This window comes from Sanguibacter biliveldensis, from assembly GCF_033798665.1.
In the GTDB taxonomy this organism is placed as follows: domain Bacteria; phylum Actinomycetota; class Actinomycetes; order Actinomycetales; family Cellulomonadaceae; genus Sanguibacter; species Sanguibacter inulinus.
On sequence record NZ_CP138359.1, the window covers coordinates 3,833,306 to 3,856,561 of the forward strand.

At 73.3% G+C, this 23,256-nt stretch carries 17 protein-coding genes and 2 riboswitches; of the genes, 9 read left to right on the top strand and 8 right to left on the bottom strand.

Features of this window, described 5'->3' with window-relative positions:
- Positions 1-56 precede the first annotated feature (56 nt).
- Both SANBI_RS16650 and SANBI_RS16655 read right to left on the bottom strand, forming a co-directional pair.
- A complete protein-coding gene (locus SANBI_RS16650; protein WP_319157036.1) occupies positions 57-671 on the bottom strand; it encodes a GNAT family N-acetyltransferase in 615 nt (204 codons plus the stop codon).
- The gene (locus SANBI_RS16655; protein WP_319157039.1) at positions 668-1,519 is read right to left on the bottom strand and encodes a DUF1684 domain-containing protein; all 852 of its coding nucleotides are present in this window, start codon (positions 1,517-1,519) and stop codon (positions 668-670) included. Before SANBI_RS16655 ends, SANBI_RS16650 begins: the two co-directional genes overlap by 4 nt.
- 162 nt (positions 1,520-1,681) lie before the next feature.
- Here SANBI_RS16655 and SANBI_RS16660 point away from each other — a divergent pair, with 162 nt between their 5' ends.
- Together SANBI_RS16660 and SANBI_RS16665 are read left to right on the top strand one after the other, a co-directional pair.
- On the top strand, positions 1,682-3,010 hold the full coding sequence (locus SANBI_RS16660; RefSeq protein WP_319157042.1) for a hypothetical protein: 1,329 nt from the start codon (positions 1,682-1,684) through the stop codon (positions 3,008-3,010).
- A 67-nt stretch (positions 3,011-3,077) separates the two neighbouring features.
- Positions 3,078-3,189: riboswitch (SAM riboswitch) on the top strand.
- Positions 3,190-3,209: 20 nt separating this feature from the next.
- Positions 3,210-3,734: a flavin reductase family protein gene (locus SANBI_RS16665; RefSeq protein ID WP_319157044.1), complete on the top strand. Its 525-nt coding sequence runs from the start codon at positions 3,210-3,212 to the stop codon at positions 3,732-3,734.
- A 259-nt stretch (positions 3,735-3,993) separates the two neighbouring features.
- Here the strand turns inward: SANBI_RS16665 and SANBI_RS16670 are convergent, their stop codons facing one another.
- The 6 genes from SANBI_RS16670 to SANBI_RS16695 form a co-directional block, all read right to left on the bottom strand.
- Complete coding sequence (locus SANBI_RS16670; protein ID WP_319161346.1) at positions 3,994-5,691, bottom strand: HNH endonuclease signature motif containing protein; 1,698 nt, start codon at positions 5,689-5,691, stop codon at positions 3,994-3,996.
- Between the two features lie 456 nt (positions 5,692-6,147).
- On the bottom strand, positions 6,148-6,702 hold the full coding sequence (locus SANBI_RS16675; RefSeq protein WP_319157046.1) for a rhodanese-like domain-containing protein: 555 nt from the start codon (positions 6,700-6,702) through the stop codon (positions 6,148-6,150).
- 48 nt (positions 6,703-6,750) lie between these two features.
- The gene (locus tag SANBI_RS16680) at positions 6,751-8,562 is read right to left on the bottom strand and encodes an ABC transporter ATP-binding protein (protein ID WP_319157048.1); all 1,812 of its coding nucleotides are present in this window, start codon (positions 8,560-8,562) and stop codon (positions 6,751-6,753) included.
- Entirely contained in the window at positions 8,559-9,551 is a 993-nt protein-coding gene (locus SANBI_RS16685) for an ABC transporter permease (protein WP_319157050.1), read from the bottom strand. Before SANBI_RS16685 ends, SANBI_RS16680 begins: the two co-directional genes overlap by 4 nt.
- A gap of 11 nt (positions 9,552-9,562) precedes the next feature.
- Positions 9,563-10,513, bottom strand: coding sequence for an ABC transporter permease (locus SANBI_RS16690; RefSeq protein ID WP_319157053.1), 951 nt, complete (start codon positions 10,511-10,513; stop codon positions 9,563-9,565).
- Positions 10,514-10,657: 144 nt separating this feature from the next.
- A riboswitch (SAM riboswitch) is annotated at positions 10,658-10,770 on the bottom strand.
- A 217-nt stretch (positions 10,771-10,987) separates the two neighbouring features.
- On the bottom strand, positions 10,988-11,914 hold the full coding sequence (locus SANBI_RS16695; RefSeq protein WP_319157055.1) for a LysR family transcriptional regulator: 927 nt from the start codon (positions 11,912-11,914) through the stop codon (positions 10,988-10,990).
- Between the two features lie 676 nt (positions 11,915-12,590).
- Here SANBI_RS16695 and SANBI_RS16700 point away from each other — a divergent pair.
- The 7 genes from SANBI_RS16700 to SANBI_RS16730 all read left to right on the top strand — a co-directional run bounded on the left by SANBI_RS16700 (position 12,591) and on the right by SANBI_RS16730 (position 23,194).
- Positions 12,591-14,312, top strand: a complete 1,722-nt coding sequence (locus SANBI_RS16700; RefSeq protein WP_319157057.1) for an ABC transporter substrate-binding protein — start codon at positions 12,591-12,593, stop codon at positions 14,310-14,312.
- Positions 14,309-15,811, top strand: coding sequence for a M20/M25/M40 family metallo-hydrolase (locus tag SANBI_RS16705; protein ID WP_319157059.1), 1,503 nt, complete (start codon positions 14,309-14,311; stop codon positions 15,809-15,811). Before SANBI_RS16700 ends, SANBI_RS16705 begins: the two co-directional genes overlap by 4 nt.
- The gene (locus SANBI_RS16710; RefSeq protein WP_319157061.1) at positions 15,808-16,710 is read left to right on the top strand and encodes a polysaccharide deacetylase family protein; all 903 of its coding nucleotides are present in this window, start codon (positions 15,808-15,810) and stop codon (positions 16,708-16,710) included. The genes SANBI_RS16705 and SANBI_RS16710 overlap by 4 nt, the downstream gene beginning before the upstream one ends.
- Positions 16,707-17,648 (top strand): SDR family NAD(P)-dependent oxidoreductase, encoded by a 942-nt coding sequence (locus SANBI_RS16715; RefSeq protein WP_319157062.1) that lies wholly within the window; start codon positions 16,707-16,709, stop codon positions 17,646-17,648. Before SANBI_RS16710 ends, SANBI_RS16715 begins: the two co-directional genes overlap by 4 nt.
- Entirely contained in the window at positions 17,645-18,751 is a 1,107-nt protein-coding gene (locus SANBI_RS16720; protein WP_319157064.1) for a ketopantoate reductase family protein, read from the top strand. The genes SANBI_RS16715 and SANBI_RS16720 overlap by 4 nt, the downstream gene beginning before the upstream one ends.
- Positions 18,752-18,828: 77 nt before the next feature.
- Positions 18,829-20,454: an ABC transporter substrate-binding protein gene (locus SANBI_RS16725; RefSeq protein WP_319157067.1), complete on the top strand. Its 1,626-nt coding sequence runs from the start codon at positions 18,829-18,831 to the stop codon at positions 20,452-20,454.
- A gap of 124 nt (positions 20,455-20,578) precedes the next feature.
- Positions 20,579-23,194 (top strand): zinc-dependent metalloprotease, encoded by a 2,616-nt coding sequence (locus SANBI_RS16730; protein WP_319157070.1) that lies wholly within the window; start codon positions 20,579-20,581, stop codon positions 23,192-23,194.
- Positions 23,195-23,256: the final 62 nt, after the last annotated feature.

Consider the following 23,256-nt stretch of genomic DNA (forward strand, 5'->3'; position numbering starts at 1 on the left):
GGTCGGCACACGCCTCGTCCGCGGGCGTCTCGGTCCACGACCTGCGCCGAGCCGGGTCAGACCGGTGGGAGCATCCACTTCTCGAAGGCGAGCGGGCCGTCTGCGTCTGTGCGCACCACGTCGGTGTCGAAGAGCGCGGTGTACCCGGTCCGCAGGTAGAGCCCGACGGCCTCGGGCTGGCGTGACCCTGTCGTGAGGTAGATGCGGCTGTACCCCGCGGCGGCGGCACGGTCCTCGAGCTCGGTGAGCACGATGCGGGCCAGGCCGCGGCGACGGTGCTCGTCGTGGGTCCAGATGCGCTTGAGCTCGGCCGTCGGTGCGACAGTGCGCCCGTCGGTGCCACGCTCGGCCTCCGGGTACCGGGAGAACCCCGGGTCACCGAGCTCGGGCTCGACCGAGAGGCGGAACGCACCGCCCGCGACGGGGACACCCTCGTCGAGGACCAGGACGAAGTCGCCGTCGGGGGCCACGAACTCTTCGGGGCTGTAGTGGGCCATCTCCTCGCGCAGGACCTCTTCGCCGAGGAGCGACGCGTAGAGGCGCAGATAGGTGCGCTCGAGGTCGTCGAGGAGGGGCTGGACCAGGGCGTCGCTCATGTGGACCGAGCGGACCTCGAACCCGTGGCGCGGGCCGTCCAGGCGGCCGCCGGCAATCACGCTGTCGGTGCTCATCGGACGCGACACTCCCCTGCGTTGACGGCGAAGGGCACGTCGTTGCCCTCGACGGGCTGCGGGCAGGTACCGAAGTCGCTGAAGGCGCACGGCATGTCGTAGGCACGGTTGAGGTCGAGCACGACGGTGCCCTCGGTCTCGCCCGCGGTGTCGACGGTCAGCGAGCGCCAGGCGGGGGTCTCCTCCGACGTGTCGGTGAACAGCAGCGAGGCGCTGCCGGGTGCGTCGCCGACGAGGCGCAGGGTGACGCTCTGGCCGTCGCGGACGAGGTCGACCTCGCCGGTGACGGTGACCTCGTGGCTGAAGCCGGGCTGGGCCGCGCCGACGACGGCGGGCTCGGGCTGCGCGTACCAGCGGACCGGGGCCTCGAGCACCCAGGACGGGTCGTAGTCGAAGGTCGGCACGCCTGTGAAGCCTGTGGCCATGGGAGCACGGGGGTCGCGGACCCGCAGGATCGGTCGACCGCTGCGGATGCCCGCCTCGACGGCGACGTCACCGGGGACGATCGCGGCGATGGTCGAGCCGGCCGTGGACACGTCGACGGAGTGGACACCCTCGAAGGGCTCGTCCTCGACAGCGCGCCCGGCGCTCGTGTCGCCCGCGCGCAGACCGTCGGCGACGGTGACCTCGACGTGGATGCCGTGGCGGTCGGCCCACCAGCGACCCGGGAGCTGGTCGTAGGACGTCGGGACGTCGGTGAGCTGGTGGAGCGCGGTGAGCGTCAGCCAGCCGTGGTGCTCGGCCAGGCCTGCGTCGCGCTCGGCGCGCCACGCGACCCAGAGATCGCGGGGGCTCGGCGTCGCGGTGCTGCCCGCGTCGCCCGGCGCGGGGCTGGTGCTCGTCGTCATCCCACCATTCTGCCGCTCCGGACCGCGCCGCGAGGGCGTCCAGAGTGTGGGACTCAGCACAGCAGGAGGGCTCCTCCACGCCCTGTTCACAGGCGAGGCCCTGTGCCTCTCACCCGCCCTGTGGTAGGCAAGAGGCGGCATCAGACGCAGAGAAGAGACGACGTGAGCACCGACCCTCAGGGTTCGACGCACAGATCGACGGACAGCTCGACGCACACAGCGGCACAGAGACCGACGCCCGAGTCGACGCCGGGACCGGCGGAGAGATCCGCGCAGGCACTGCGCAACGGCACGTCGGTCGACGACGCGAGCCCGCGCACCGCCCGACGCGGGCTCTGGGGTGCCGGGGCACCGAGGACGGGCGTCGTCGCCCGCCCTGTCGGCCTCGTCGTCGCAGCGGTCGCCGGGCTCGCCGTGGTCTCGACGGGGATCGCGATCGGGGCGGGTTCACCTCCCCCCACGGCAGGGAGCCCTGCGGGGGGCGTGACTGCCGCACCGACGTCCGCGCTCCCGGGCGTCGCGTCGACGACGGCGCCGGCGGACGCACCCGACGGTGACTCGCCCGTGGGTGACCCCGAGGACGCACCGACGGTCGACCTGCCCCCGTCCGCAGAGCCACCGGTGATCGAGTGGGACGACCTGCCCGAGCCGGCTCAGCCTGACCCGGCACCCGAGCCCGTCGCGACCTTGCCTCCCCTGCCCACCCTCCCGCCCCTGGCACCTGTGCCTGACGTCGTCGCGCCGGGTACACCGCCCTCAGGCCCCTCTGAGCCCGCCGGGCCCAGGGTGCCGACACTCACCGGACCGGCGGCAGGCACTGTGCTGATCACCTTCCCCACGGTCTCAGGGGCGGCCGAGCCGGGCGCAACTGTCGTCGTGACGAGCACCTCGGGCGACTCGCTCGCGACAGCCGTCGCAGACACCTCGGGCGCCTGGTCTGCGCAGGTGTGCGGGGAGCCGACCGGAGCCCCGCCCGCGTGCCTCGCCTCGACCGACGCCCTGACCGTCGCCGCGCACGCCCGCGACGAGACGACGGGCTCCGAGTCCGAGGCGTCCACGGCGCTCTCGTGGACCTTCGACCGTCCCGTCCTGGCAGCGCCGACCGACGGCGAGGTGATCGAGGCCCCGGCCGGGGGCGACGTCCCCCTGCGGGTCGAGGGGACCGCCGGTGAGCTCGTGCAGCTGAGCGTCGACGGGACGCCGACGGGCGAGCTCCACAGGGTGGCGGGCGGGGAGGACCTCGTCTGGCGCAGCCCGTCTGCCGGGTCGCACACGCTGAGCCTGCGGTACGTCGACGTGGGTGAGGGTGGCACAGCCGTCACCGGCTTCGGTCCGAGCCGCACGTGGACGGTGAGCGTCGCCGAGGCCGGAGGCGCACCGGAGGGGACGCTCGAGACTGCTCCTGGGGAGGTACCAGGTGGAGCTCCGGCCGAGGCACAGCCCGAGCGACCGGTCGACACCCCGGCGTCCACCCCGAGCACCACCTCCTGACCAGATGGTGAGACGTTCTGGGAAAGGCGATGACAGGACGCGAGCCGTTGCTATACCGGTCCCCCAAGGTCACGAGAACCGACGCGAAGCCCCGGCTGGTCGGACAGCAACCCCCACGTCATGGCGGGGTGCTCCGGGAGATGACCTGGCTGGTCCCCCGGGACCGGCAAGCCGACGACGGACCACCGAAGGACTGCACATGACCATCCAGGACGAGCGTCTCTCCGACCTCGACACCCACCTGTCCCCCGACGAGTTCAAGACCGTCTTCCGCCAGCACCCCGCTGGCGTCGCCGTCGTGACCCTGCGTGGACCCCACGGGCACGTGGGGTTCACAGCGACCTCGGTCATCTCCGTGTCCGCGGCACCGCCGCTGCTCGCCTTCTCGATCGCCGGGACGTCGTCGTCGTGGGCCGCGCTCGCCGAGGCCGACACCCTGGCCGTCAGCTTCCTCTCCCAGGACCAGGACGACGTGTCGGCACGCTTCGCGACGAGCGGCATCGACCGCTTCGCCGCAGGCGGCTGGACCGAGCTCCCGAGCGGCGAGGCCGTGATCGACGGGGCCGTCACCTGGCTGCGCGGGCGGATCCTCGAGCGCACTCCCGTCGGCGAGAGCTTCCTCGTCTCCGTCCGGGCCATCGAGTCCCAGACCCGCACCGACGCCACCCCGCTGGTGTTCCACGACAGGACGTACCACCGCATCGGGGACCAGACGGCGATCTGAGGGCGCGGGAGGGCCGCTCGGGTGGCTCGCTCAAGCACCAGATCTCGCACCGGGGTCCGGGAGAGCCGCTCGGGTCTCCCGTTCTTGCTCCGGCATCCTCGCCGGGGCACGGAGCACCGCTCGGGCCTCCCGCCCGGCATCCTCGCTCGAGGCCGAGACCCGATGGCCGCACAGCCGCACAGCCGCACAGCCGCACAGCCGCACAGCCGCACAGCCGCACAGCCGCACAGCCGCACAGCCGCACAGCCGCGGGAGCATGTCAGAACGGCGGCTCGTCGGGGAGCCGAGTCAGGTCTCCATCGCCAGGAGCCGTGGCGACCAGACTCAGCTCCCAGCCATGACCACTACCCAGTCGTCGTGCGGCGTGGTCGACAAAGCTGCGTCCCGAGGGCGTGGTCCAGTGCACGACGTCGGCAGCGAAGACCCCGCGGTCGCGCGCGGGGGCGCGGCGCAGTGACTCCTGTCGCGATGGGGGCACGTCGGGTTGGCTGGACGCCTGCCTCGTCGACGGACCGCTCGACGACCTTCCGGGCGGCCCGGTGCTGACAGTCCAGGCCGTGGTGTGCTTCAGACGATGGTGCTTGCGGCACAGGTGGATGAGGTTGTCGTGGTCGGTGGTGCCGCCGTGGGCCCAGTCCTTCACGTGGTCGATGTCGCACCGTTGTGCGCGACGTGAGCATCCGGGGAAACGGCAGGTCTCGTCGCGCAGGCGCAGCCAGGACCTGAGGTCTGCGGGCACCGCGTAGCGGTCGCGCCCGACGGACAGGACCGCCCCGGTCTCGGGGTGGGTGAGGATCCGCAGGAAGCTCGGGGCTTGTGCTGCCAGGCGTCGGGCGGTGCGGGCATCGATGGGACCGTGGCCGGCGAGGTCACCGGGCTCGTCCGAGAGACCCAGGAGCGTCATGACCGGGACCGTGACCGCGACCTGGGGCTTGATGTCGCCCAAGGAGATCCGGTCGGCGACGCCGGCGACGGATCGGCTGGGGTTGGCGGTGGTGACGTGCGTGTCGGCGCCGGCTGTCAGTGCGCGTCGGTCGGTGCTGCTGCCCGTGGCTGCACCGGTGACTGTGCCGGTGCCCGAACCGGTGGTCCCGGCCGAGCGCGTGTCCATGCTCGCAGTCGTGGCGGCAGCCGGGCCGGCGGCGGTGTCGGTGCCAGCGGCGGTATCGGTACCGATGGCGGAGGTGGTGCCGGTGTCGGTGGCGCTGGCGGAGGTGGCGGTCGCCACGACCTCGCGGGCGTCGTCGTCGAGGAGCAGGTCCACGCTGGCGTCCGCGCGCAGCTGGGCCAGGGTGCGGGGTTCGTCGGGGCCTCGGACTGCGACGGCGATGTCGGTGAGCCTGTGGAAGATCGCGGTGGCCTGGACCGCGGGCAGGTACTGGTGCAGCCACGCCATCCCGTCCTGACAGGGTTGCAGCTCGACCCGGCGGTCGACGGCAGCGAGCTGGTGACGATCTACCAGAGGGCGCCGATCACGGCGTTCCCGCTCGCGGCGCGCCACCCGCTTGAGCGCGGCGACAGTCGTGGTGCGCGCCCTCTCGGACAGCAGCACGTCCAGCTCGAGGCGAGACGTGTCGTCGAGGCCGACCGTGGCGTCCACGACCGTCACCGCGTGACGGTAGGACACCTCGCCCTGGCGCAGCGCGCTCAGCGTGGCGGGGTGCTCGTGGACCAAGGACTGCGACTCCACGAGCAGCGCCGACGCCGACCCCTCGGGCAACCGCAGCGCGCACGCGATCTCGGAGGCCAACCATCGCTCGGCCAGCCGGTGATCGGCGACCGACGCCTTCTCCTTGCCCTGGTGACGTGCCACGGCGTCGGTAGCGGCCTCAGACCATCGGCGCAGGTCGTCCACGCGCTGCGCGCACCGCGCCTGCGCGGCTGCGACCTCGGCGAACTCCGCCGCGACCGCGTCGACCAGCTCACCCTGACGGTCGTTCATCTGCGCGACCGACATCGAGTCGAGCTGGTCGGGCCACGCCGACCAGGACGACGGCGGCAGCACGACGCGCGAGAGCACAGACGGAGACGGAGACGGCCCGGGGGACGACGCATCACCCGATGGCACAGCGGCAGCTGATGGCACAGGGGCATCCAACGGCACAGCCGCATCCGATGGCACAGCGAGATCCGAGCCCGGAACCACAGGACCCGACCCATCAGAAGGGGACGGCGTCGCACAGGCGTCGCCATGCTCTTCGCGAGGTTCCCGGGATTCCGTCGACATGTCGCAATTCTACGGATTGCCACTGACGTCGACCGCTGCGCACGACGCCGAGCGTCCCCTCACCGCCCGTGGCGCTGAGCGCCCCCTCTGACACCCGCTGCTGCGCACGACGCCGAGCGTCCCCTCACCGCCCGCGGCGCTGCGCGCCCCCTCGGTGCACCCGACGCGCCAGACTCGCCCGACGTCTCATCGCGTCAGCGGCAGCCCTGCCGCAGCCCAGCCCGGCGCCCCACCGTCGACCTGACGGACATCGGTGTAGCCGCGGGCGATGAGCTCCGCCGCCACCGGACCAGACCCTCGTTCGGACCCGCACACCACGACGATCGGGGTGTCGAGCGAGACCGGGAGGCGCGCGCCGTCACCTGCCGCAGCGCCCGCTGCGGCGAGGACGCTCGGGTCGGCGGTCGGGTCGAGCTCAGGACCCAGGTCGGCACGGTCGGTGACCCGGGCTCCGTCGATCGCGCCGGTGGTCGCGCGCCCGGCGGCGCTGCGGACGTCGAGCAGCAACCCACCCGCGGCCAGGTGAGCGGCGGCGTCCTCCGGGCTCACGAGCGGCGCCAGGGAACGCGCTGCGGCGAGCGCCTCCTCGTCGGAGCCTGCCGGCGCGGCAGCGGCGGGAGCCGTCTGGACGAGAGGCGACTGAGTGGGCGCCGTCTGGGTAGGTGCACCCTGGTCAGCCGCGGTCTGTGCGATACCCGCCGGGTCGGTAATCGTGCTGGACGAGCCTGTCGTGCTGGTCATGATGAGTCCTCTCGATGGTGATGGCTGGCTGAGGTGGGTCGTAGGGCGTCAGGTTCCCTGCACGGACGTGCGACCAGACGTCGCCCCGGCGCCACCGGCGACAGCCTTGGCGCGTCCAGCCACAGGCTCGGCGCGACCGGGGATCGCCGCGAGCAGCGCCCTCGTGTAGTCGTGCTGGGGGTCGGCGAAGATCTGCTCGGTCGTCCCGCTCTCGACGAGCTCGCCGCGGGACATGACGCCGACCCTGTCGGAGATCTGCCGCACGACCGCGAGGTCGTGCGAGATGAACAGATAGCTCAGGCCGAGCTCGGCCTGGAGGTCGACGAGCAGCTGGAGGATCTGCGCCTGGACGGAGACGTCGAGGGCGGAGACGGGCTCGTCGAGCACGACGACCTGCGGGTGCAGGGCGAGCGCCCGGGCGATCGCCACCCGCTGGCGCTGACCGCCGGAGAGCTCGGCAGGGTGCCTGTGCAGCGCGGAGGTCGGCAGCGCGACCTGGTCGAGCAGCTCCGCGGCCCGGCGCGCCCTGGACGCCCTGTCCCCGACGCGGAAGGCCTCGAGCGGCTCGGTGAGCACCTGCCCGATGGTGAAGCGTGGGTCGAGGGAGGCGTAGGGGTTCTGGTAGACGAGCTGGAGGTGCTCGCGCAGGCGGCGCAGGCGGCGCCCGCGCAGCCGGGTGATGTCCTGCCCGTCGACGTGCACAGACCCTGAGGTCGGGTCAGCGAGCCGCAGGACGAGGCGCGCCGTGGTCGACTTCCCCGACCCAGACTCCCCCACGATCGCGAAGGTCTCGCCGCGCGGGACCGAGAAGGAGACACCGTCGACGGCCCGGAGGGTCTTCTTGCCGCCGCCCTGCTGGGGCACGGTGAACTCCTTGACGAGGTCGCGCACCTCGACGACGGCTGGCTCCGGCTCCTGCGTCGTCCTCGCCGGCGGTGCGGCCCGCACCGACGGCCGCAGCCGGGTCGGCGAGAGCGAGGGCGCCGCTGCGACGAGAGCCTTCGTGTACGGGTCCTGCGGGTCTTCGAGGATCTGCCGGGCACTGCCCTCCTCCACCACCCGCCCGCGGTTCATCACGATGACGCGCTGGGCGCGCTCGGCCGCGACGCCGAGGTCGTGGGTGACGAGCAGGACGGCCGTCCCGAGCTCCGCGGTGAGCGACCCGAGGTGGTCGAGGACAGCGCGCTGGACTGTGACGTCGAGGGCCGAGGTCGGCTCGTCGGCGATCACGAGCGCAGGCCTGCAGGCGAGCGCGATGCCGATGAGCACCCGCTGGCGCATGCCGCCCGAGAGCTGGTGCGGGTACTGGCGGGCGACGGCCTCGGGGTCGCGCAGCCCGGCCTGCTCGAGGATCTCCACCACGCGCTGCCCGGTCGCCCTGCGGGCGAGGCCGGAGTGGACGACGAGCACGTCGGCCACCTGGTCGCCGATGCGTCGGACGGGGTTGAGCGAGACTGTCGGGTCTTGCGGCACGAGGCCCAGGCGCGCACCGCGGACCCGCTCGAGCTCTTTGTCGCTCCAGGCGCTGATGTCGGTGCCGTCGAGCACGATGCGCCCAGCGGTGCGGACGCCGCCGCGCGGCAGCAGCCCGATGATCGCCTGCGCCGTGGTCGTCTTGCCCGAGCCGGACTCGCCGACGACGGCTACGACCTCGCCCGCGTCGACGTGCAGGTCGACGCCGCGCACGGCCGGGACGGTCCCCCTGCGGGTCCTGTACGCGACCTCGAGACCTTCGACGACGAGGAGCGGGCCCGAGCGCGCGGGCTCGTCGACCGTCGTGGTGGTCTCGGTGCGGGTAGACGTCGTGCTGGTGGTGTTCGTGCTGGTGGTCTTCGTGCTGGTGGTCTTCGTGCTGGTCATCGCAGGTCGCTCCATTCTCCGTCGAGGGCCCGGCTGACACGGTTGGCCGAGAGCACCACGGCCACGACCACGAGGCCGGGCAGCGTGGTGAGCCACCAGGAGGTGGCGAGGTAGCTGCGTCCCTCAGAGACGAGGGACCCCCACTCAGGGGCCGGCGGCGCGGCACCGAAGCCGAGGAAGCTCAGGGCCGAGACCGCGAGGATCGCGGAGCCGAACTCGAGAGCGGACAGCACGAGCACGGGCCCTGAAGAGTTGGGCAGCACGTGCCGTCGCAAGATGGTCAGGCGTCCGACGCCCGAGGCCGCGGCCGCCTCGACGAACACCGACTCGCGGACCCGCAGCACCTCGGCGCGCATGACGCGCGCGAACGAGGCGACCGCGGCGACGCCGACAGCGATCGCGACGTTGGTGGTGCCGAAGCCGAGCACCGTGACCACGGCGAGGGAGAGCAGCAGACCGGGGACGGCCAGCAGGACGTCGACCACGCGCATGAGGACGTCGTCGACGACCCCGCCGACGAACCCGGCCACCAGCCCGATACCCGAGCCCGCGACGAGCGCGATGGCCACAGCGATCGCGGTCGCCTTGAGCGACAGGGCCGAACCGTGCACGACGCGGGAGAAGAGGTCACGGCCGAGGTAGTCGGTCCCGAACCAGTACTGCGCGCTCGGGCCCTGCAGCTTGTCGGCCGGGACGCCCACGGTCGGGCTGTAGGGCGCGAAGGCCGCCGGCCAGAAGGCCCAGGCGAGCGCGAGCGCGATGGCGAGGACTGCGAGCACGAGGCCCGGGCGCCGCACGAGCCACAGGGCACGTCGGCGCAGGCGCTCGGTGCGCGAGGGCACGGCCCAGGCGTCGGCGTCGGCGTCGTGGAGCCCACCGGCGGCCTCGGCGAGCGCGTGGTCGAGCCCGTCGGCGGACGAGGGCCCTGCAGTGGGGCCGGCGGCTGGGCCCGTCGAGGCACCCCGGACGGTGATCGTCAGGTCTGACATGGTGCGTCCTCTCAGACGGCCGCGCGGGTGCGCTGGCTGATGCGGGGGTCGAGGGCTGGGTAGACGAGGTCGACCACGAGGTTGACCACGACGAAGATGACGGCCGAGAGGACCACGAGGCCCTGCACGACAGGGATGTCCTGGAAGGTCACGGCCTGCTGGGTGAGGCGCCCGATGCCGTTGCGCGAGAACACCGTCTCGACGACCACAGACCCGGCGAGCAGGTTGCCGACGGTGATGCCGACGAGCGTGAGCGTGGGGATGGCCGCGTTGCGCAGCACGTCCCGCAGGTGGATGTGCAGCCTGGGGGTGCCCTTGGCGCGGGCCGTCTCGACGAAGGGCTGGTCCCACGTCGTCGACAGGCTCTTGGCCAGGACCTGCGCGATCACAGCGGAGGTCGGGATCGCGAGGGTGAGGCTCGGCAGGACGAGGGTCTGCCAGCCGATGTTGCCCATGGCCGGGAGCAGGGCCCACTGGAAGGAGACGACCTGGAGCAGCACGAGACCGACCCAGAAGGTCGGGACGGAGACGCCGAGCGGCGGCAGCGCGAGGAGCGCCTGGCGGAGCCAGCGCGCCTGCGTCCAGGTGGCGACGAGCGCGAGGGAGGCGCCGATGACGACGGCCAGCACGAGGCCGATCGAGGCGAGCTTGAGGGTCTCGGGCAGGGCGTCGAGGATCGAGCCCGTGACGGGCTGGCCGGTCTGGATCGACGAGCCGAAGTCACCGCGGACGGCCGCCCACAGCCGCGTGAGGTACTGCTCCCACACGGGCTTGTCGAAGCCGTAGCGCGCGGTGAGCTCGGCGACCTTCTCGGGTTCGACCTGCGTCCCCTCGCCGCCGGCGTCGAGCATGATCGCGACGGGGTTGCTCGGCAGCATGTACAAGATCGCGAAGGTCGCGGTGAACGCGGCCCAGAGCACGAAGACGGCCTGGAGCGCGCGGCGCAGCAGATAGGCACGCACGAGGGGGACTCCTCTCGGACGCACCGCGCAGGGCTCCACGCCCTGTCGCCACCCTGGCCGGTCGGCTGCGAGGCCGAACCAGCGGTGCGTGAGGGGTTGGAGATGCGGGTGCGTGCACGACCGGCGCTGCGCGCGGTCGGGTGGTCGGGGCACTTGCCGTCAGGGGTCCTGACGGCCTGGTCGATACCCGGGAGCACCCCGCTGCCATCTGGGGGTTGCTGCCTCGCCTGCCGGGCCATGGGCGAGATCTCGTGACCTGGGCGACACCCTAGGCATGCTCCGACGAGGTGGTCAAGCAGTGTCCAGCCCTGGTGGGGCGACTCTCCGGACGCGGCGTGTTACGCCCTGTGAACCCCTGTGAACCCCCGCAGCACCATCACTCGGAACCCCGGAACCTCGGAACCTCGGTGGCCCGGTGGCCCGGCGAGCCTGCGGCCCCGAGCCCGCTGGCTCCGCGGTGCCGGGGCCGGGGCCTCACGCCGTGTGCGCCCCGAAGAGCGGGCGGGTCTTGAGCGTGCGGCCGACCTCGGCGGCGACGTCGAGCAGCGCGTGCGTGACCGGGTGCCCCTGAGCGCCGTCGCGGTAGGCGAGGGCGACCTGACGCTGCGGGACGGCGCACGGGACCGCGACCACGCCCTCGGGCAGCACCTGTGCAGAGAGCTCGGGGACGACCGTCACGCCGAGCCCGGCCCCGACGAGCTGGATGGCCGCGAGGTAGCCGATCCCCTCGTGCTGGACGTCCGGGGTGAAGCCGGCCGTCCGGCATGCGGACACGATCGACCGGGTGCAGGGCAGCGTCGGCGCCCCGACGATCCACCTGTCGCGCCCGAGCACGCCGAGCCCGCCGTGCAGGACGACACCGCCGAGAGCCTCGGGCACGACCGCGACGAAGCGCTCGTCGAAGAGGCGACGGGTGCGGGCCCCGGGGACGACCTCGTCGCCGTCGTCCGGGTAGCGCAGGACGAGGGCCGCGTCGATCTCGCGGCGGATCACCGCAGGCATCGCGCGGGTCGCGTCGGTCTCGGCGAGACGGACGGTGACGCCGGGGTGCCGCTCGCGCACAGCGACGGCCAGGCGGCTGCCGACAGGCGCGAGGATGCTGGGGTACGCGGCCACCGTGACCTCACCGGCGACCTCGTCCTGGAGCGCCGCGACAGCCCCGCGGGCCCGTTCGAGGGCGGCGAGCACCTCGGCGGCGTGCTCGACGAGGAGGTCTCCCGCGGCTGTGAGACGGACGCGTCTGCCGTCCCGCACGAGCAGGTCGACGCCGGCCTCGTCCTCGAGGGTCTTGAGCTGCTGGGAGACCGCAGACGCCGTCACGCCGTTGACCTCGGCGACCGCTGCGAGCGTGCCGAGCATCGAGAGGTCCTGGAGGAGCGAGAGGCGCTTCACGTCATACATAAGAAGATCTTAGGCTGACGCGAAGTCTGGATAGATGGACTTCTTCTCACCATCCGGGCTACGGTCCCACCAGGTGACCCGGACGCGGTCGCCGACGACCACCGGACCACACCCGAGGAGGTGCACCGTGCGACGCAGAGCCATCCTGACCGACCTCGGTCCGCACACCCTCCGGCCTGCCCCGCGGAGCGCCCTGCGCCCTGCGCCGCACCGCCCCACCCAGCCTGCGGGCTGTCCGGCCGTGCGCCCCGGCAGCTGTCGCTGTCGACCCTGACCGCACGCCGAGAGGCGTCGGCGAGGACCTGAACACGTGCGAGCACCTCGTGACCGAGACCTGCGCCCGCACATCGCGACGGCCCTGCTGACGCCAGTCCTGCGCCTCGCGCCACAGCGCCACCCCGGGAGCACCGGCACCTGACACGGCACGTGATGCCACATCGTGTCCGCGCCCACAGGGCTGCCGAGGCCCGCCGAGGGATCACGCCCGGACCGAGCCCTGGCCAGCACGAGCACCGTCCCGTCGCAGCCCGGCACCGTCGGCATCTCTCGGCATCTCTCGGCACAGTCCTGCCCGCACCGCCCCCTCATCCTCCCGGCCACGACCGGCACCCTCCGCGCGCCCCGACGGCGCCGACACGGTGCCGGGGCCGCCGCACACCCTCGAACCGGAGCCACCGTGCCATCGACCCCCTCATCCCGCCCGGCCGAACAGCCCCAGGCCACCCCGACGCGTCCGGCCTCGTTGTCTCACCAGACCACGCCGTCCCACCAGAGCACGTCCCGCCGCCCGGCTCTCGCCGCGGCCGCCGCCGCAACTGCCGCTGCGCTGCTGCTCGCCGGCTGCGCCTCCTCCGGGACGGCCGCCCCGGGCGCCTCGGCGGGCGGCGGCGAGCCGCAGAGCGGCGGCACGCTGCGCTTCGGCCTCGGCTACGACCCCACCTGCCTCGACCCGCAGCAGGCCGGCGGCAACGACTCGCTCAACATCGGCCGTCAGCTCGTCGACTCGCTCACCGACCAGGACCCCGAGACCGGTGAGATCGTGCCGTGGCTCGCGACGTCGTGGGAGGTGTCCCCCGACGCGAAGACCTTCACCTTCACCCTGCGCGACGACGCGACCTTCGCCGACGGCACGCCCGTCGACGCCGCGGCCGTCCAGGCGAACCTCGACGGGATCGCCGCGCTCGGGGCGCAGGCGACCCTCGGGTCGAGCTACCTCGACGGGTACGCCCAGACCGTGGTCGTCGACCCGCAGACGGCGCGCGTGGAGTTCTCCGAGCCGAGCGCGCAGTTCCTCCAGGCCACGTCGACCATGACCCTCGGTCTGTTCTCGGTCGCGAGCACCACGCTGTCCGTCGAAGACCGGTGCGCCGGGGAGTTCGTCGGCTCCGGGCCCTTCACCCTCACCGACTGGCAGCCGGCGCAGTCGGCGACGCTCGAGCGTCGCGACGGCTACGCCTGGCCGTCGAGCATCGCCGGGCACGAGGGCGAGGCGTACCTGGACAGCATCGAGTACTCCGTCGTCGCAGAGCCGAGCGTGCGCACGGGGTCGTTGCAGTCGGGCCAGCTCGACGCCTTCATGAACGTGCTGCCGACCGACGAAGAACCCTTGAAGGCCACCGGGCAGACGGTGTCGGCCCGCACCAACCCGGGCATCTCCTTCGCGCTGCTGCCCAACACCGACCGACCCGTGGGCGGCGACGAAGAGGTCCGCCTCGCGATCAGCGAGGCGATCGACCGCCAGGAGGTCGTCGACACTGTCCTCACCCCGAGCTACAAGGCTGCGACCAGCCCGTTGAGCAGCTCCAACCCCGGGTACACCGACCTCGGCGACCTGCTGACCTTCGACCTCGACGCCGCGAAGGCCCGTCTCGACGCTGACGGCTGGGAGCCCGGGGACGACGGCATCCGTACCAAGGACGGCCAGCGCCTGCAGGCCGACGTCGTCTACCTGACGAACTTCGCGGCGAGCGAGCAGATCCTCCAGCTCGTGCAGCAGCAGCTGGTCAAGGCCGGCGTCGACCTCCAGCTGCGACAGGTGACGATGGCCGAGTATCCGGAGGTGCAGAAGGTCGGCGACTACGACTTCAGCTGGACCAACCTGACCCGCGCCGACGGTGACGTGCTGCGGACCGTCTACGGGGCGAGCGGACGCAACCTCGCTCGTCTGGCCGCCGACGACGCCGTCAACACCCCGCTCGACGCGCAGGCCGCCGAGGCCGACGCCGACGCACGCCTCGCACTCCTCGCAGACGCCCAGACGCAGCTGCTCGAGCGCGCCCTGTCGATCCCGGTCATGGAGTTCAGCACGGTGATCGCGACGGCCCCGACCGTCCACGACCTGCGCTTCGAGGCGTCGTCACGGCTGTCCTTCTACGACACCTGGATCGAGGCACCGTGAGCAGCGGCACCCAGACCTGGACGCCTGAGGGCATCGGGGCCGCTGACGACGCAGCAGGTGCCCGAGACGCGACGAGCTCTGGGGCTGTCCGCAGCGCTCCCGGACTCACGACACCTGCGGGCACGACCGGCACGGTTGCCGAGACCGCCTCGCGGACCGAGCAGGTCGTCGCGCTCCTCGCCACCCTGATCCGCAACGCCTGCGTCAACGACGGCAGCCCGGACTCCGGGCAGGAGATCCGCAACGCTCGCACCCTCGTCGAGTTCTTCGCCGGGAGCGGGGTCGAGGTCGAGCTGGTCGAGCCGCACCCGGGCCGGGTCAGCGCGATCTTCAGGGTCCGCGGCACCGACCCCGCAGCACCACCCCTCAGCCTGATCGGGCACACCGACGTGGTGCCCGTCGACGAGGAGAACTGGAGCTTCGCGCCCTTCGCGGGGGATGTGGTCGACGGGGCGGTCCGCGGGCGCGGCGCCCTCGACATGCTCAACCTCACCGCCTCGATGGCCGTGGTGACCCGCGAGATCGCGACCTCGGGCGCACGGCTGGCCGGTGACCTGGTCTTCGCGGCCGTCGCCGACGAAGAGGCGGGCAGCCGCTTCGGCATGGACTGGATCACGACCCACCGCCCGGGCCTCGTGCCGACCGAGAATGCGCTCACCGAGAGCGGCGGGCTGCACGTCGGCTCGCACGTGACCGTCACCGTCGGGGAGAAGGGCGGAGCGCCGCGCCGGCTCGTCGCGCACGGTCGCGGCGGGCACGGCTCGCTGCCGTGGGGCGCCGCGAACGCCGCGCTCCTCGCAGCCGAGGCCGCGCTGCGCGTCGCGGCGCACCGCAGCCGACCCGTGCTCGACGACAGGTGGCGTGCCTTCGTCGCCGCGTCACCGCTGAGCGACGACGTCCGCGGGGCGCTGCTCGACCCTGAGCGCCTCGACGACGCCCTGGCTGAGCTCGGGACGAGCGCACGCTTCGGCCACGCGATCAGCCACCTGACGCTCTCGCCCAACGTCCTCCGCTCGGGGGCCAAGGGCAACGTCATCCCAGGTCGGGGCGAGGTGGACGTCGACATCCGGCTGCTGCCCGGCCAGACCGGGGACGACGCCGACGCGGCGGTCAGCACCGCGCTCGGCGACCTCGCCGCCCCGGACGGGCCCGTCGAGGTGCTCGCCGGACCGGCGCGCTCCGCGTCGGTGTCCCCCGACCACGGGCGGCTCTACGACGCGCTCGTCGGCGCCGTGACCGCGCGCTTCCCGGGCTCACAGGTGCTCCCGCTGCTCACCTCGGGCGGCACCGACGCGCGCTTCGTCCGCGAGCGCGGTGGGGTCGCGTACGGCTTCGCGCTGTTCAGCGAGGCCTGGGACGTGGGCCGGTTCAGGTCCTTGTTCCACGGCGACGACGAGCAGGTGGACGTCGAGAGCCTGCGTCTGACGGTCGACGCGCTGGCGGACGTCGTCTCGGAGTTCTTGGCTCCTGCCGGCGCGACGACCGAGGTCGAGCGATGAGCGGGCTGGTGCCCGCCGACCAGCAGCCCTGGCAGTGGGAGGAGCCGGTGTGGCGCGGCCTCGTCGAGCAGGTGCGGGCCGGTCGCCGGCTCGTCCCGGGCAGCTGGCCCGGTGGTGCCCGCGTCGCCGTCGCGATCTCCTTCGACGCCGACCACGAGACCCCGGTGCTGCGCGAGGGTCAGACGACCCCGGGCGGGCTCGCCGCGGGCGAGTACGGGGCCCGCGTCGCGGTGCCGCGCATCCTCTCCCTGCTCGAGCGGCACGGTGTGCCGGCGTCGTTCTTCGTCCCGGCGGTCTCCGGTCTGCTGCACCCCGGGGAGGTCCGCGACTACGCGGCGGCCGGCCACGAGGTGGGTGTGCACGGGTGGATCCACGAGCGGAACACGCTGCTGAGCGAGGCCGACGAGCGCGACCTCACGCTGCGCAGCCTCGACGTGCTCGAGCGACTGTCGGGGACGCGCCCCGTGGGCATCCGCACGCCGTCGTGGGACTTCTCGGACAGCACGCTGCGGATCGTCCAGGAGGCGGGCTTCCGGTACGACAGCTCGCTCATGGCCGACGACGACCCCTACGAGCTGCTCGCCGACGGTGTGCCGACGGGTGTGGTCGAGGTGCCCGTCGAGTGGATCCGGGACGACGCCCCGTACTTCGTCATGGCCCGCTACGCCGGGCTCAGGCCGCACACGGCCCCGGCCGCCGTGCTGGGCATCTGGCGGGACGAGTTCCGCGGTGCCCTCGCCGAGGGCGGGGTGTTCCAGCTGACCATGCACCCCGGGATCATCGGGCACCGCTCGCGCCTGTGGGTGCTCGACGAGCTGCTCGCCGAGATCACCGCGTCAGGGCCCGTGTGGTTCGCGACGCACGCGCAGATCGCCGACCACGTGAGGGAGACAGCATGAGCACGCCAGAGAGCAGCCAGACCGCCACGACGACCAGCACCGTCGCACCGGGGCACGCAGGCCACCCGGGACGCGCAGGCCACGCGCTCGTCACGGGCGCGGGTTCCGGCATCGGGGCGGCGATCGCCCGTGACCTCGCGGCGCACGGCTGGGAGGTCACAGGTGTCGACGTCCGCCAGGACGCCCTCGACGCGGTGCTCGCCGAGGTCCGCGAGCGCACGGGTGCCCCTGTGCACGCCCTCGTGGGCGACCTCGGCGACGAGACCTTCGCCCGGGACGCCGTCGCGGCCGCGTGGGAGCACCGACCGCTCGACGCCCTCGTCAACGCGGCGGGGGTGTACCCGGCGATCCCGTTCTTGGAGATCACCCCGGCGCAGTGGGACCGGGTGCAGCACGTCAACGTGCGCGCCGTGCTGCTCGCCACCCAAGAGCTCGGCCGTCGCGCGACCGCCGCGGGCCGCACGCCGGCGGTCGTCAACATCACCTCGGGGGCGGCACGGGCCGCCCGCCCGGGGACGGCGCACTACTCGACGTCGAAGGCTGCGCTCACCCTGCTCACGCAGGCGAGCGCGGTCGAGCTCGGCCCGTCGGGCATCCGGGTCAACGCCGTCGCGCCGGGCTTCGTGGACGTGGACTCCCCCGTGAACCCGGTGACACCGGAGTACGCGGACGCCGTCCGCCGCAACGTCCTGCCCGGCCGTGCCGAGCCCGGGGACATCGCCTCGGCGGTGCGGTTCTTGCTCGGCCCGGACGCCCGGTGGGTCTCGGGCACCACGCTGTCGGTCGACGGCGGGGCCTCGGGCGGCACGACAGCCCTCCCCCAGCACTGGCCGACGACCACGAGCACCCAGCAGCCGGCCGCGGACGGTCCCGGAGCCGCGCCGACGACCGGCACCCCGGCCGCCACCTCTCCCCACCTCTCGGAGGTCCCCGCATGAGCACCACGACAGCACGCCCCACGCCTGTCACCGCAGGCGCGCCTGCCCCAGCCCTCGACCCGGGCCGTCCCGAGCGCGCCGCCTACACGGTGGTCGGCGCGGGGGCGATCGGCGGGACCCTCGCCCACGCCCTGGCGCGAGCAGGGCACGCCGTCACCGTGATCGACACCGACGCCGCGCACGTCGCGGCGATCCGCGAGCACGGGCTGACGATCCGCCGACCGGACGGGCGCGACGACGTCGTTCAGGTCGCGGGGGCCTACCTGCCGGACGAGGCGCCCGCGACGAGCATCGACAGGGCGATCCTGGCGACCAAGTCGCAGCACACGGCGACCGCAGCAGCCTGGGTCGCACCACGCCTCGCGGCCGACGGTCTGGTGCTCTCGGCCCAGAACGGCCACAACGAGCAGACCATCGCCGACGCCGTCGGCTCGGAGCGGGTGCTCGGCGCCTTCGTCAACATCTTCACCGACTACCTGGGCCCCGGTGTCGTGAGCGACGGGGGTGCTGGGGCTGTCGCCGTCGGCCTGCCGGGCGGCGGTGCACCGGACGCGCGCGTCCTGGCCGTCGCCGAAGACCTCCGGGCCTACGGCGACGTCGTCGCGACGGCGAACCTCGCGGGGTACCGCTGGGGCAAGCAGGGCTTCGGCTCGATCCTCGGTCTGACCACCCTCGTCGACGCGCCGATCGCGGACGTGGTCGACAGGTACCGCGACCTCGCGGCGGCGGTCGCCCGGGAGAGCACCGAGGTCGCGATCCGCTCGGGCGTCGTGCTCGAGCGCTTCGACGCCTACGAGCCCTACGCCTTCTCCGACGCCGCCCCTGCGCTGGCCCGCGAGCGCGCGCTCACCCGACTCGTCCGGTGGTTGCGGACCCAGCCGAAAGACCGCAGCGGGGTGTTCCGCGACATCGCCGTGCGTCGTCGTCCGCGCGAGACCGGCGGAGACCGCAGCACCTATCCCGAGCAGGCGGCGGCCGTGGGCGTCGACCTGGTGGTCGGGCCGCTCGTCGCGCGGGCCCTCGACGAGGTGGCCGCCGGGACCCGTGACTTCGGGTGGCACACCCTCGACGAGATCCGCGCCGAGCTCGCCGCCCACGCCTGAGCTCCCGCTCATCCTCCCTCGTCCCCTCCTGCCCTCCAGCCCTCCTGCCGTCCAGCACCCAGAATGCGAGCCCGTCCATGAGACTGTCCCCGTCCCTCCTGCCCGCCGCCGTCGTGTCAGCAGCCCTGCTGCTCTCGGCCTGCGGTGGCGGCTCGACAGCCTCGTCCGGCGGCCAGGGCGCTGCGGCCGGCCCGCCCGTCTCGGGCGGCACGCTGCGCTACGGCCTGCAGGCGGACCCGCAGTGCCTCGACCCGCGCCAGGGCGGGCTCACCGTGAGCCTGACGGTCACCCGGTCGGTCGTCGACAGCCTGCTCGACCAGGACCCGGAGACCGGGGAGATCGCCCCGTGGCTCGCCGAGTCGTGGGAGGTCAACGAGGACGCGTCGGCCTTCACCTTCCACCTGCGCGACGACGTGACCTTCTCCGACGGTGAGAAGCTCACCGCGGAGCTCGTGAAGAAGAACTTCGACTCGGTCGCCGAGCTCGGGCCTCTCGCCGGGCTGCCGCTCCAGTACCTCACGGGCTACGAGGGGACCGAGGTGGTCGACGAGCACACCGCGACGGTCACCTTCGCGGCCCCGAACGCACAGTTCCTCCAGGCCGCGTCGAGCATGTCCCTCGGGCTGCTGTCGAGCGAGAGCCTCGCCAAGACCCCCGAAGAGCTCTGCACAGGGCAGTACGCAGCGTCGGGGCCCTTCACGATCGAGAGCTACGAGCCGAGCACGAGCGTGGCGATCGTCCGCCGCGAGGGCTACGACTGGGCTCCGGCGCGCGCTGCGCACACGGGCGACGCCTATCTCGACCGGGTCGAGTTCTCGGTCATCTCCGAGGGGTCGGTCCGCACGGGGTCGCTCGTCTCCGACCAGCTCGACGTCATCGGCGACGTGCCCACCCAGGACCTCCCCCAGCTGCAGGCAGGCGCGGAGTACCAGGTGGTCTCGCGGCCCAACCCGGGCAACGCCGGCGGGCTGCTCGTCAACACCACCCGCCCGGTCCTGGGCGACCCGGCCGTCCGGCAGGCCCTGCTCCTCGGGGTGGACCGGGCGACGGTGTCCTCGACGCTGTTCTTCGACGAGGCGCCGCCCGCGACGGCCGTCTTGTCGAGCTCGACCCCCGGGTGGAGCGACCTCTCGGACGCCCTCGCCTACGACCCCGACGCCGCCACCGCGGCCCTCGACGACGCAGGCTGGGAGGTCGGGTCGGACGGCATCCGCGAGAAGGACGGCCAGCGGCTCACGGTCGAGGCCACGTGGAACCCGGCGATCGGCTGGGGCAAGCAGGTCCTCGAGCTCGCGCAGCAGGACTACGCGAAGATCGGCGTCGAGCTGACCATCCGCACGATCACCCTGCCCGAGCTCAACCAGGTGCTCGGCGACCGCGACTACGACCTCTTCTACAACTCCCAGACCCGCCCGGACCCCGACGTGCTGTGGGGCAACTTCTCGCCCGCGAACCCGGGCAACCGGCACGGCGGGACCGACGACGAGCTCGCCGCGGTCCTCGACGAGCAGCGCACGACGACAGACCCCGCGGTCCGCTCCCCGCTCGTCGAGACCGCCCAGGAGCTGATCCTCGCGGACGGCTTCACGGTGCCGATCGTCGAGAGCGTGTCGATCCTCGGTGCTGCGTCGACGGTCCAGGGCATCGACTGGGAGGCGTCGTCGAAGCCGGTGTTCTACGACATCTGGCTCTCGCAGGGCTGACCCGCCCAGAGCTGGACGGCACCACCTGCACCACCCGCCCAGGGGGCGCGGCGCCACCACGCGCCCGCCCTCTGGCCCGCACCTACGCTGGTCAGACGACCCGACGACGACAGGACCTCACCCCGTGACCTCGTTCCCCACGCTCGTCCCCACCCCCGCCTCCGAGGCCGCCGCCCCGTACGACGCACCCGGCGCTGACGGCACCGCCCTGCTCTCCGTCCCGAGGTCGGGCGGCCAGCTGCTGCTGCTCACCGGGATCGAGCGCGGCATCGGGTCGAGCGGGCTGTGGCTGGACCGCGGGCAGCCGGGAGACGTGCGGCTCGTGCGGCTGCGCGTGGTCGGCGACAGGGTGCTGCTGGTCCAGGACAACAAGCACTTCACGGTGGTCTCCGACGACCCTGCCGCGGTCCAGGCCGGTGACGACTCCTTCGCGCGGTCGGTGCTGTGGTCGGCGCCGGTCGTCGAGCACCGCGGCGACGGCAGCGTCGTCGTCGACGCCGCGTCCCTCGCGACGAGCGACCTGCTCGCCGTGAGCGCACGGCTCGCCCGGGCGCAGCAGGGCGACCTGCGCCTCGACGCCAGCAGGTCCTTCCTCGTGTCGGCCACCACCGGCCCGGGCGGGCCGACCAGCCAGAGCAGGTCGGCCGACGGCAGCACGTCCTCCGGCACCACCACCGGGGACGACCGCCCCCGCACCCCCGGCTCGGTCGAGCTCTCGGCCGTGCTCACCTTCGCCGGGCGCGGCACGGGTGCGCTCCTCGCGCAGGTGAGCCCGGACCCCGACGTCGTGTCGATCACGCAGCGCGTCAGCCTGGTCCCGCTGCCCGAGGGCTTCGCGCCTCGGACCTTCCACCCCGGGGCGGGTGGCTACGGCAAGGGCTTCGCCGACCACGCGCTGCCCGGAGGCCGGAGCGTCGACGTGCGGCTCCAACCCCGCTTCAGGCTCGACAAGACGACCCCGGGCACCGCACCGAGCACGGTCCACGAGCCCATCGTGTTCCACGTGGACCCGGCGATCCCCGAGCCGTACCGCAGCGCGGTGATCGAGGGCGGCAGCTGGTGGGCCGAGGGCTTCGAGGCTGCTGGCTTCGTCGACGCCTACAGGGTCGAGCTCCGCGCCGCCGACGTCGACCCCTTCGCCGCCCGCACCTCGTCCTTGTGGTGGGTGCACAGGACCAACCGTGGCTGGTCGCAGGGCGCGGCGCTCACCGACCCGCGCACGGGTGAGATCCTCTCAGGCCGAGTGCGGCTCGGGTCCCAGCGCATCCACCAGCTCACCCTGGTCGCCGAGGCGCTGCTCGCCCCGTACGGCCACGTCGACGAGGCACGCCGTCTCGCGGCCGTCGAGGAGCTCGTGCTCGCCCGCCTGCGCCAGCTCGCGGCCCACGAGATCGGCCACGCCCTGGGGTTCATGCACAACTACGCCTCGCACCAGCACCCGCAGGCCTCGGTCATGGACTACCCGCACCCGCAGGTCCGGCTGGGCGCGGACGGGGAGATCGACCTCTCCGACGCCTACCCCGTGGGCCTGGGCCCGTGGGACGTCTTCGCGGTCCGGCACGCGTACCAGGACTTCGCCCCCGGTGAGGAGGTCGCCGGTCTCCAGGCGCTGCGGCGCGAGGCCGCCGAGGCGGGGCTCGTCTACCTCACCGACGACGACGGGCACCACGCCGAGGCGGCCTCCCCGGACGCCGTCCCCTGGGTGCACGGGGCCGACCCTGTCGCCTCGCTCGAGAGCCTGCTCCAGGTCCGGGCGAAGGCGCTGCGCGACTTCTCCCCGGGTGTCCTCGCACCCGACCGCCAGGCCGGCGAGATCGAAGAGCGGCTCGTCCCCCTCTACCTGCTGCACAGGTACCAGGTCCCGGCAGTCGCCCGGCTGCTCGGCGGCGTCGAGTACGCCTACACGCTGGCCGGGGAGGAAGCGACAGGCAACCGCGTGGTCTCCGGCGCCGAGCAGCGCCGCGCGCTCTCCGTCCTCACCGACCTGCTCTCCCCTCAGGTGCTGGCCCTGCCGTCGTCGGTGCTGCGGACTGTCGTGCCGCCCGCCATCCGGTACGAGCGCACGACCGAGTACCTCACGCCGCGCCGCGGCATCGTCTTCGACCCCTTCACAGCCGTAGGCGCCGGGGCCGGGATCGTCGCCGAGCAGCTCTTCGCCCCGGGGCGGCTCAACAGGGTGGCGTGGCAGGCTGCGGAAGACGCGGCCTCGGCCGTCGGGTCTCGAGGGGCCACCGGGCCTGCCGAGGCTTCCGAGGGTGGTAGCCAGCGGGCCTTGGCAGCGGGCAGCGCAGACCGGGTGCCGACGGTCTCCGAGATCGTCGCGACGGTCCTCGACGCCGTCTGGGACGCCCCCGGCACGGGTGACGCCCTCTCTGAGGCGGTCCGGCAGCAGGCGGCGTGGACCGTGCTCCAGCACCTCGTCGCCACGCTCACGGGCGGCGGTCTGCACCCTGCCGTCGCGGCGTCCGTCGCGACCTCCCTCGCCGATGCCGCCGGCAGGCTGGACGAGAGGCTCGACGCAACGTCCGGGGCTGCTGCGCTCGGCGCGACGTCCGACCCGTCGGTCTCGTCAGCGGAGTCGGTCCTGCCGGCTCCGTCGGCCGCGTCAGGCCGCAGGGCGGACCGGAGGACCGACCGCGGCTGGGACCACCTCGTCAGGACCGCGCGGCTCGCCGCGTCTGACCCGTCGGCGGTCGACCTCGGTCCCCTGCCGGTGATCCCGCCGGGCGCGCCGATCTGACGGGCGCGTCTGGGGAGCCTGGTGCGTGGAGGTGTGACGGCCGGCCGGTCTGCCCGTCGCAG

Bases quoted from the DNA above. Each gene is read 5' to 3' on its own strand.
- SANBI_RS16650 (WP_319157036.1), bottom strand. From the start codon at position 671: ATGAGCACCGACAGCGTGATTGCCGGCGGCCGCCTGGACGGCCCGCGC.
- SANBI_RS16655 (WP_319157039.1), bottom strand. From the start codon at position 1,519: ATGACGACGAGCACCAGCCCCGCGCCGGGCGACGCGGGCAGCACCGCG.
- SANBI_RS16665 (WP_319157044.1), top strand. From the start codon at position 3,210: ATGACCATCCAGGACGAGCGTCTCTCCGACCTCGACACCCACCTGTCC.
- SANBI_RS16670 (WP_319161346.1), bottom strand. From the start codon at position 5,691: ATGTCGGTCGCGCAGATGAACGACCGTCAGGGTGAGCTGGTCGACGCG.
- SANBI_RS16675 (WP_319157046.1), bottom strand. From the start codon at position 6,702: ATGACCAGCACGACAGGCTCGTCCAGCACGATTACCGACCCGGCGGGT.
- SANBI_RS16680 (WP_319157048.1), bottom strand. From the start codon at position 8,562: ATGACCAGCACGAAGACCACCAGCACGAAGACCACCAGCACGAACACC.
- SANBI_RS16685 (WP_319157050.1), bottom strand. From the start codon at position 9,551: ATGTCAGACCTGACGATCACCGTCCGGGGTGCCTCGACGGGCCCAGCC.
- SANBI_RS16695 (WP_319157055.1), bottom strand. From the start codon at position 11,914: ATGTATGACGTGAAGCGCCTCTCGCTCCTCCAGGACCTCTCGATGCTC.
- SANBI_RS16710 (WP_319157061.1), top strand. From the start codon at position 15,808: ATGAGCGGGCTGGTGCCCGCCGACCAGCAGCCCTGGCAGTGGGAGGAG.
- SANBI_RS16715 (WP_319157062.1), top strand. From the start codon at position 16,707: ATGAGCACGCCAGAGAGCAGCCAGACCGCCACGACGACCAGCACCGTC.
- SANBI_RS16720 (WP_319157064.1), top strand. From the start codon at position 17,645: ATGAGCACCACGACAGCACGCCCCACGCCTGTCACCGCAGGCGCGCCT.
- SANBI_RS16725 (WP_319157067.1), top strand. From the start codon at position 18,829: ATGAGACTGTCCCCGTCCCTCCTGCCCGCCGCCGTCGTGTCAGCAGCC.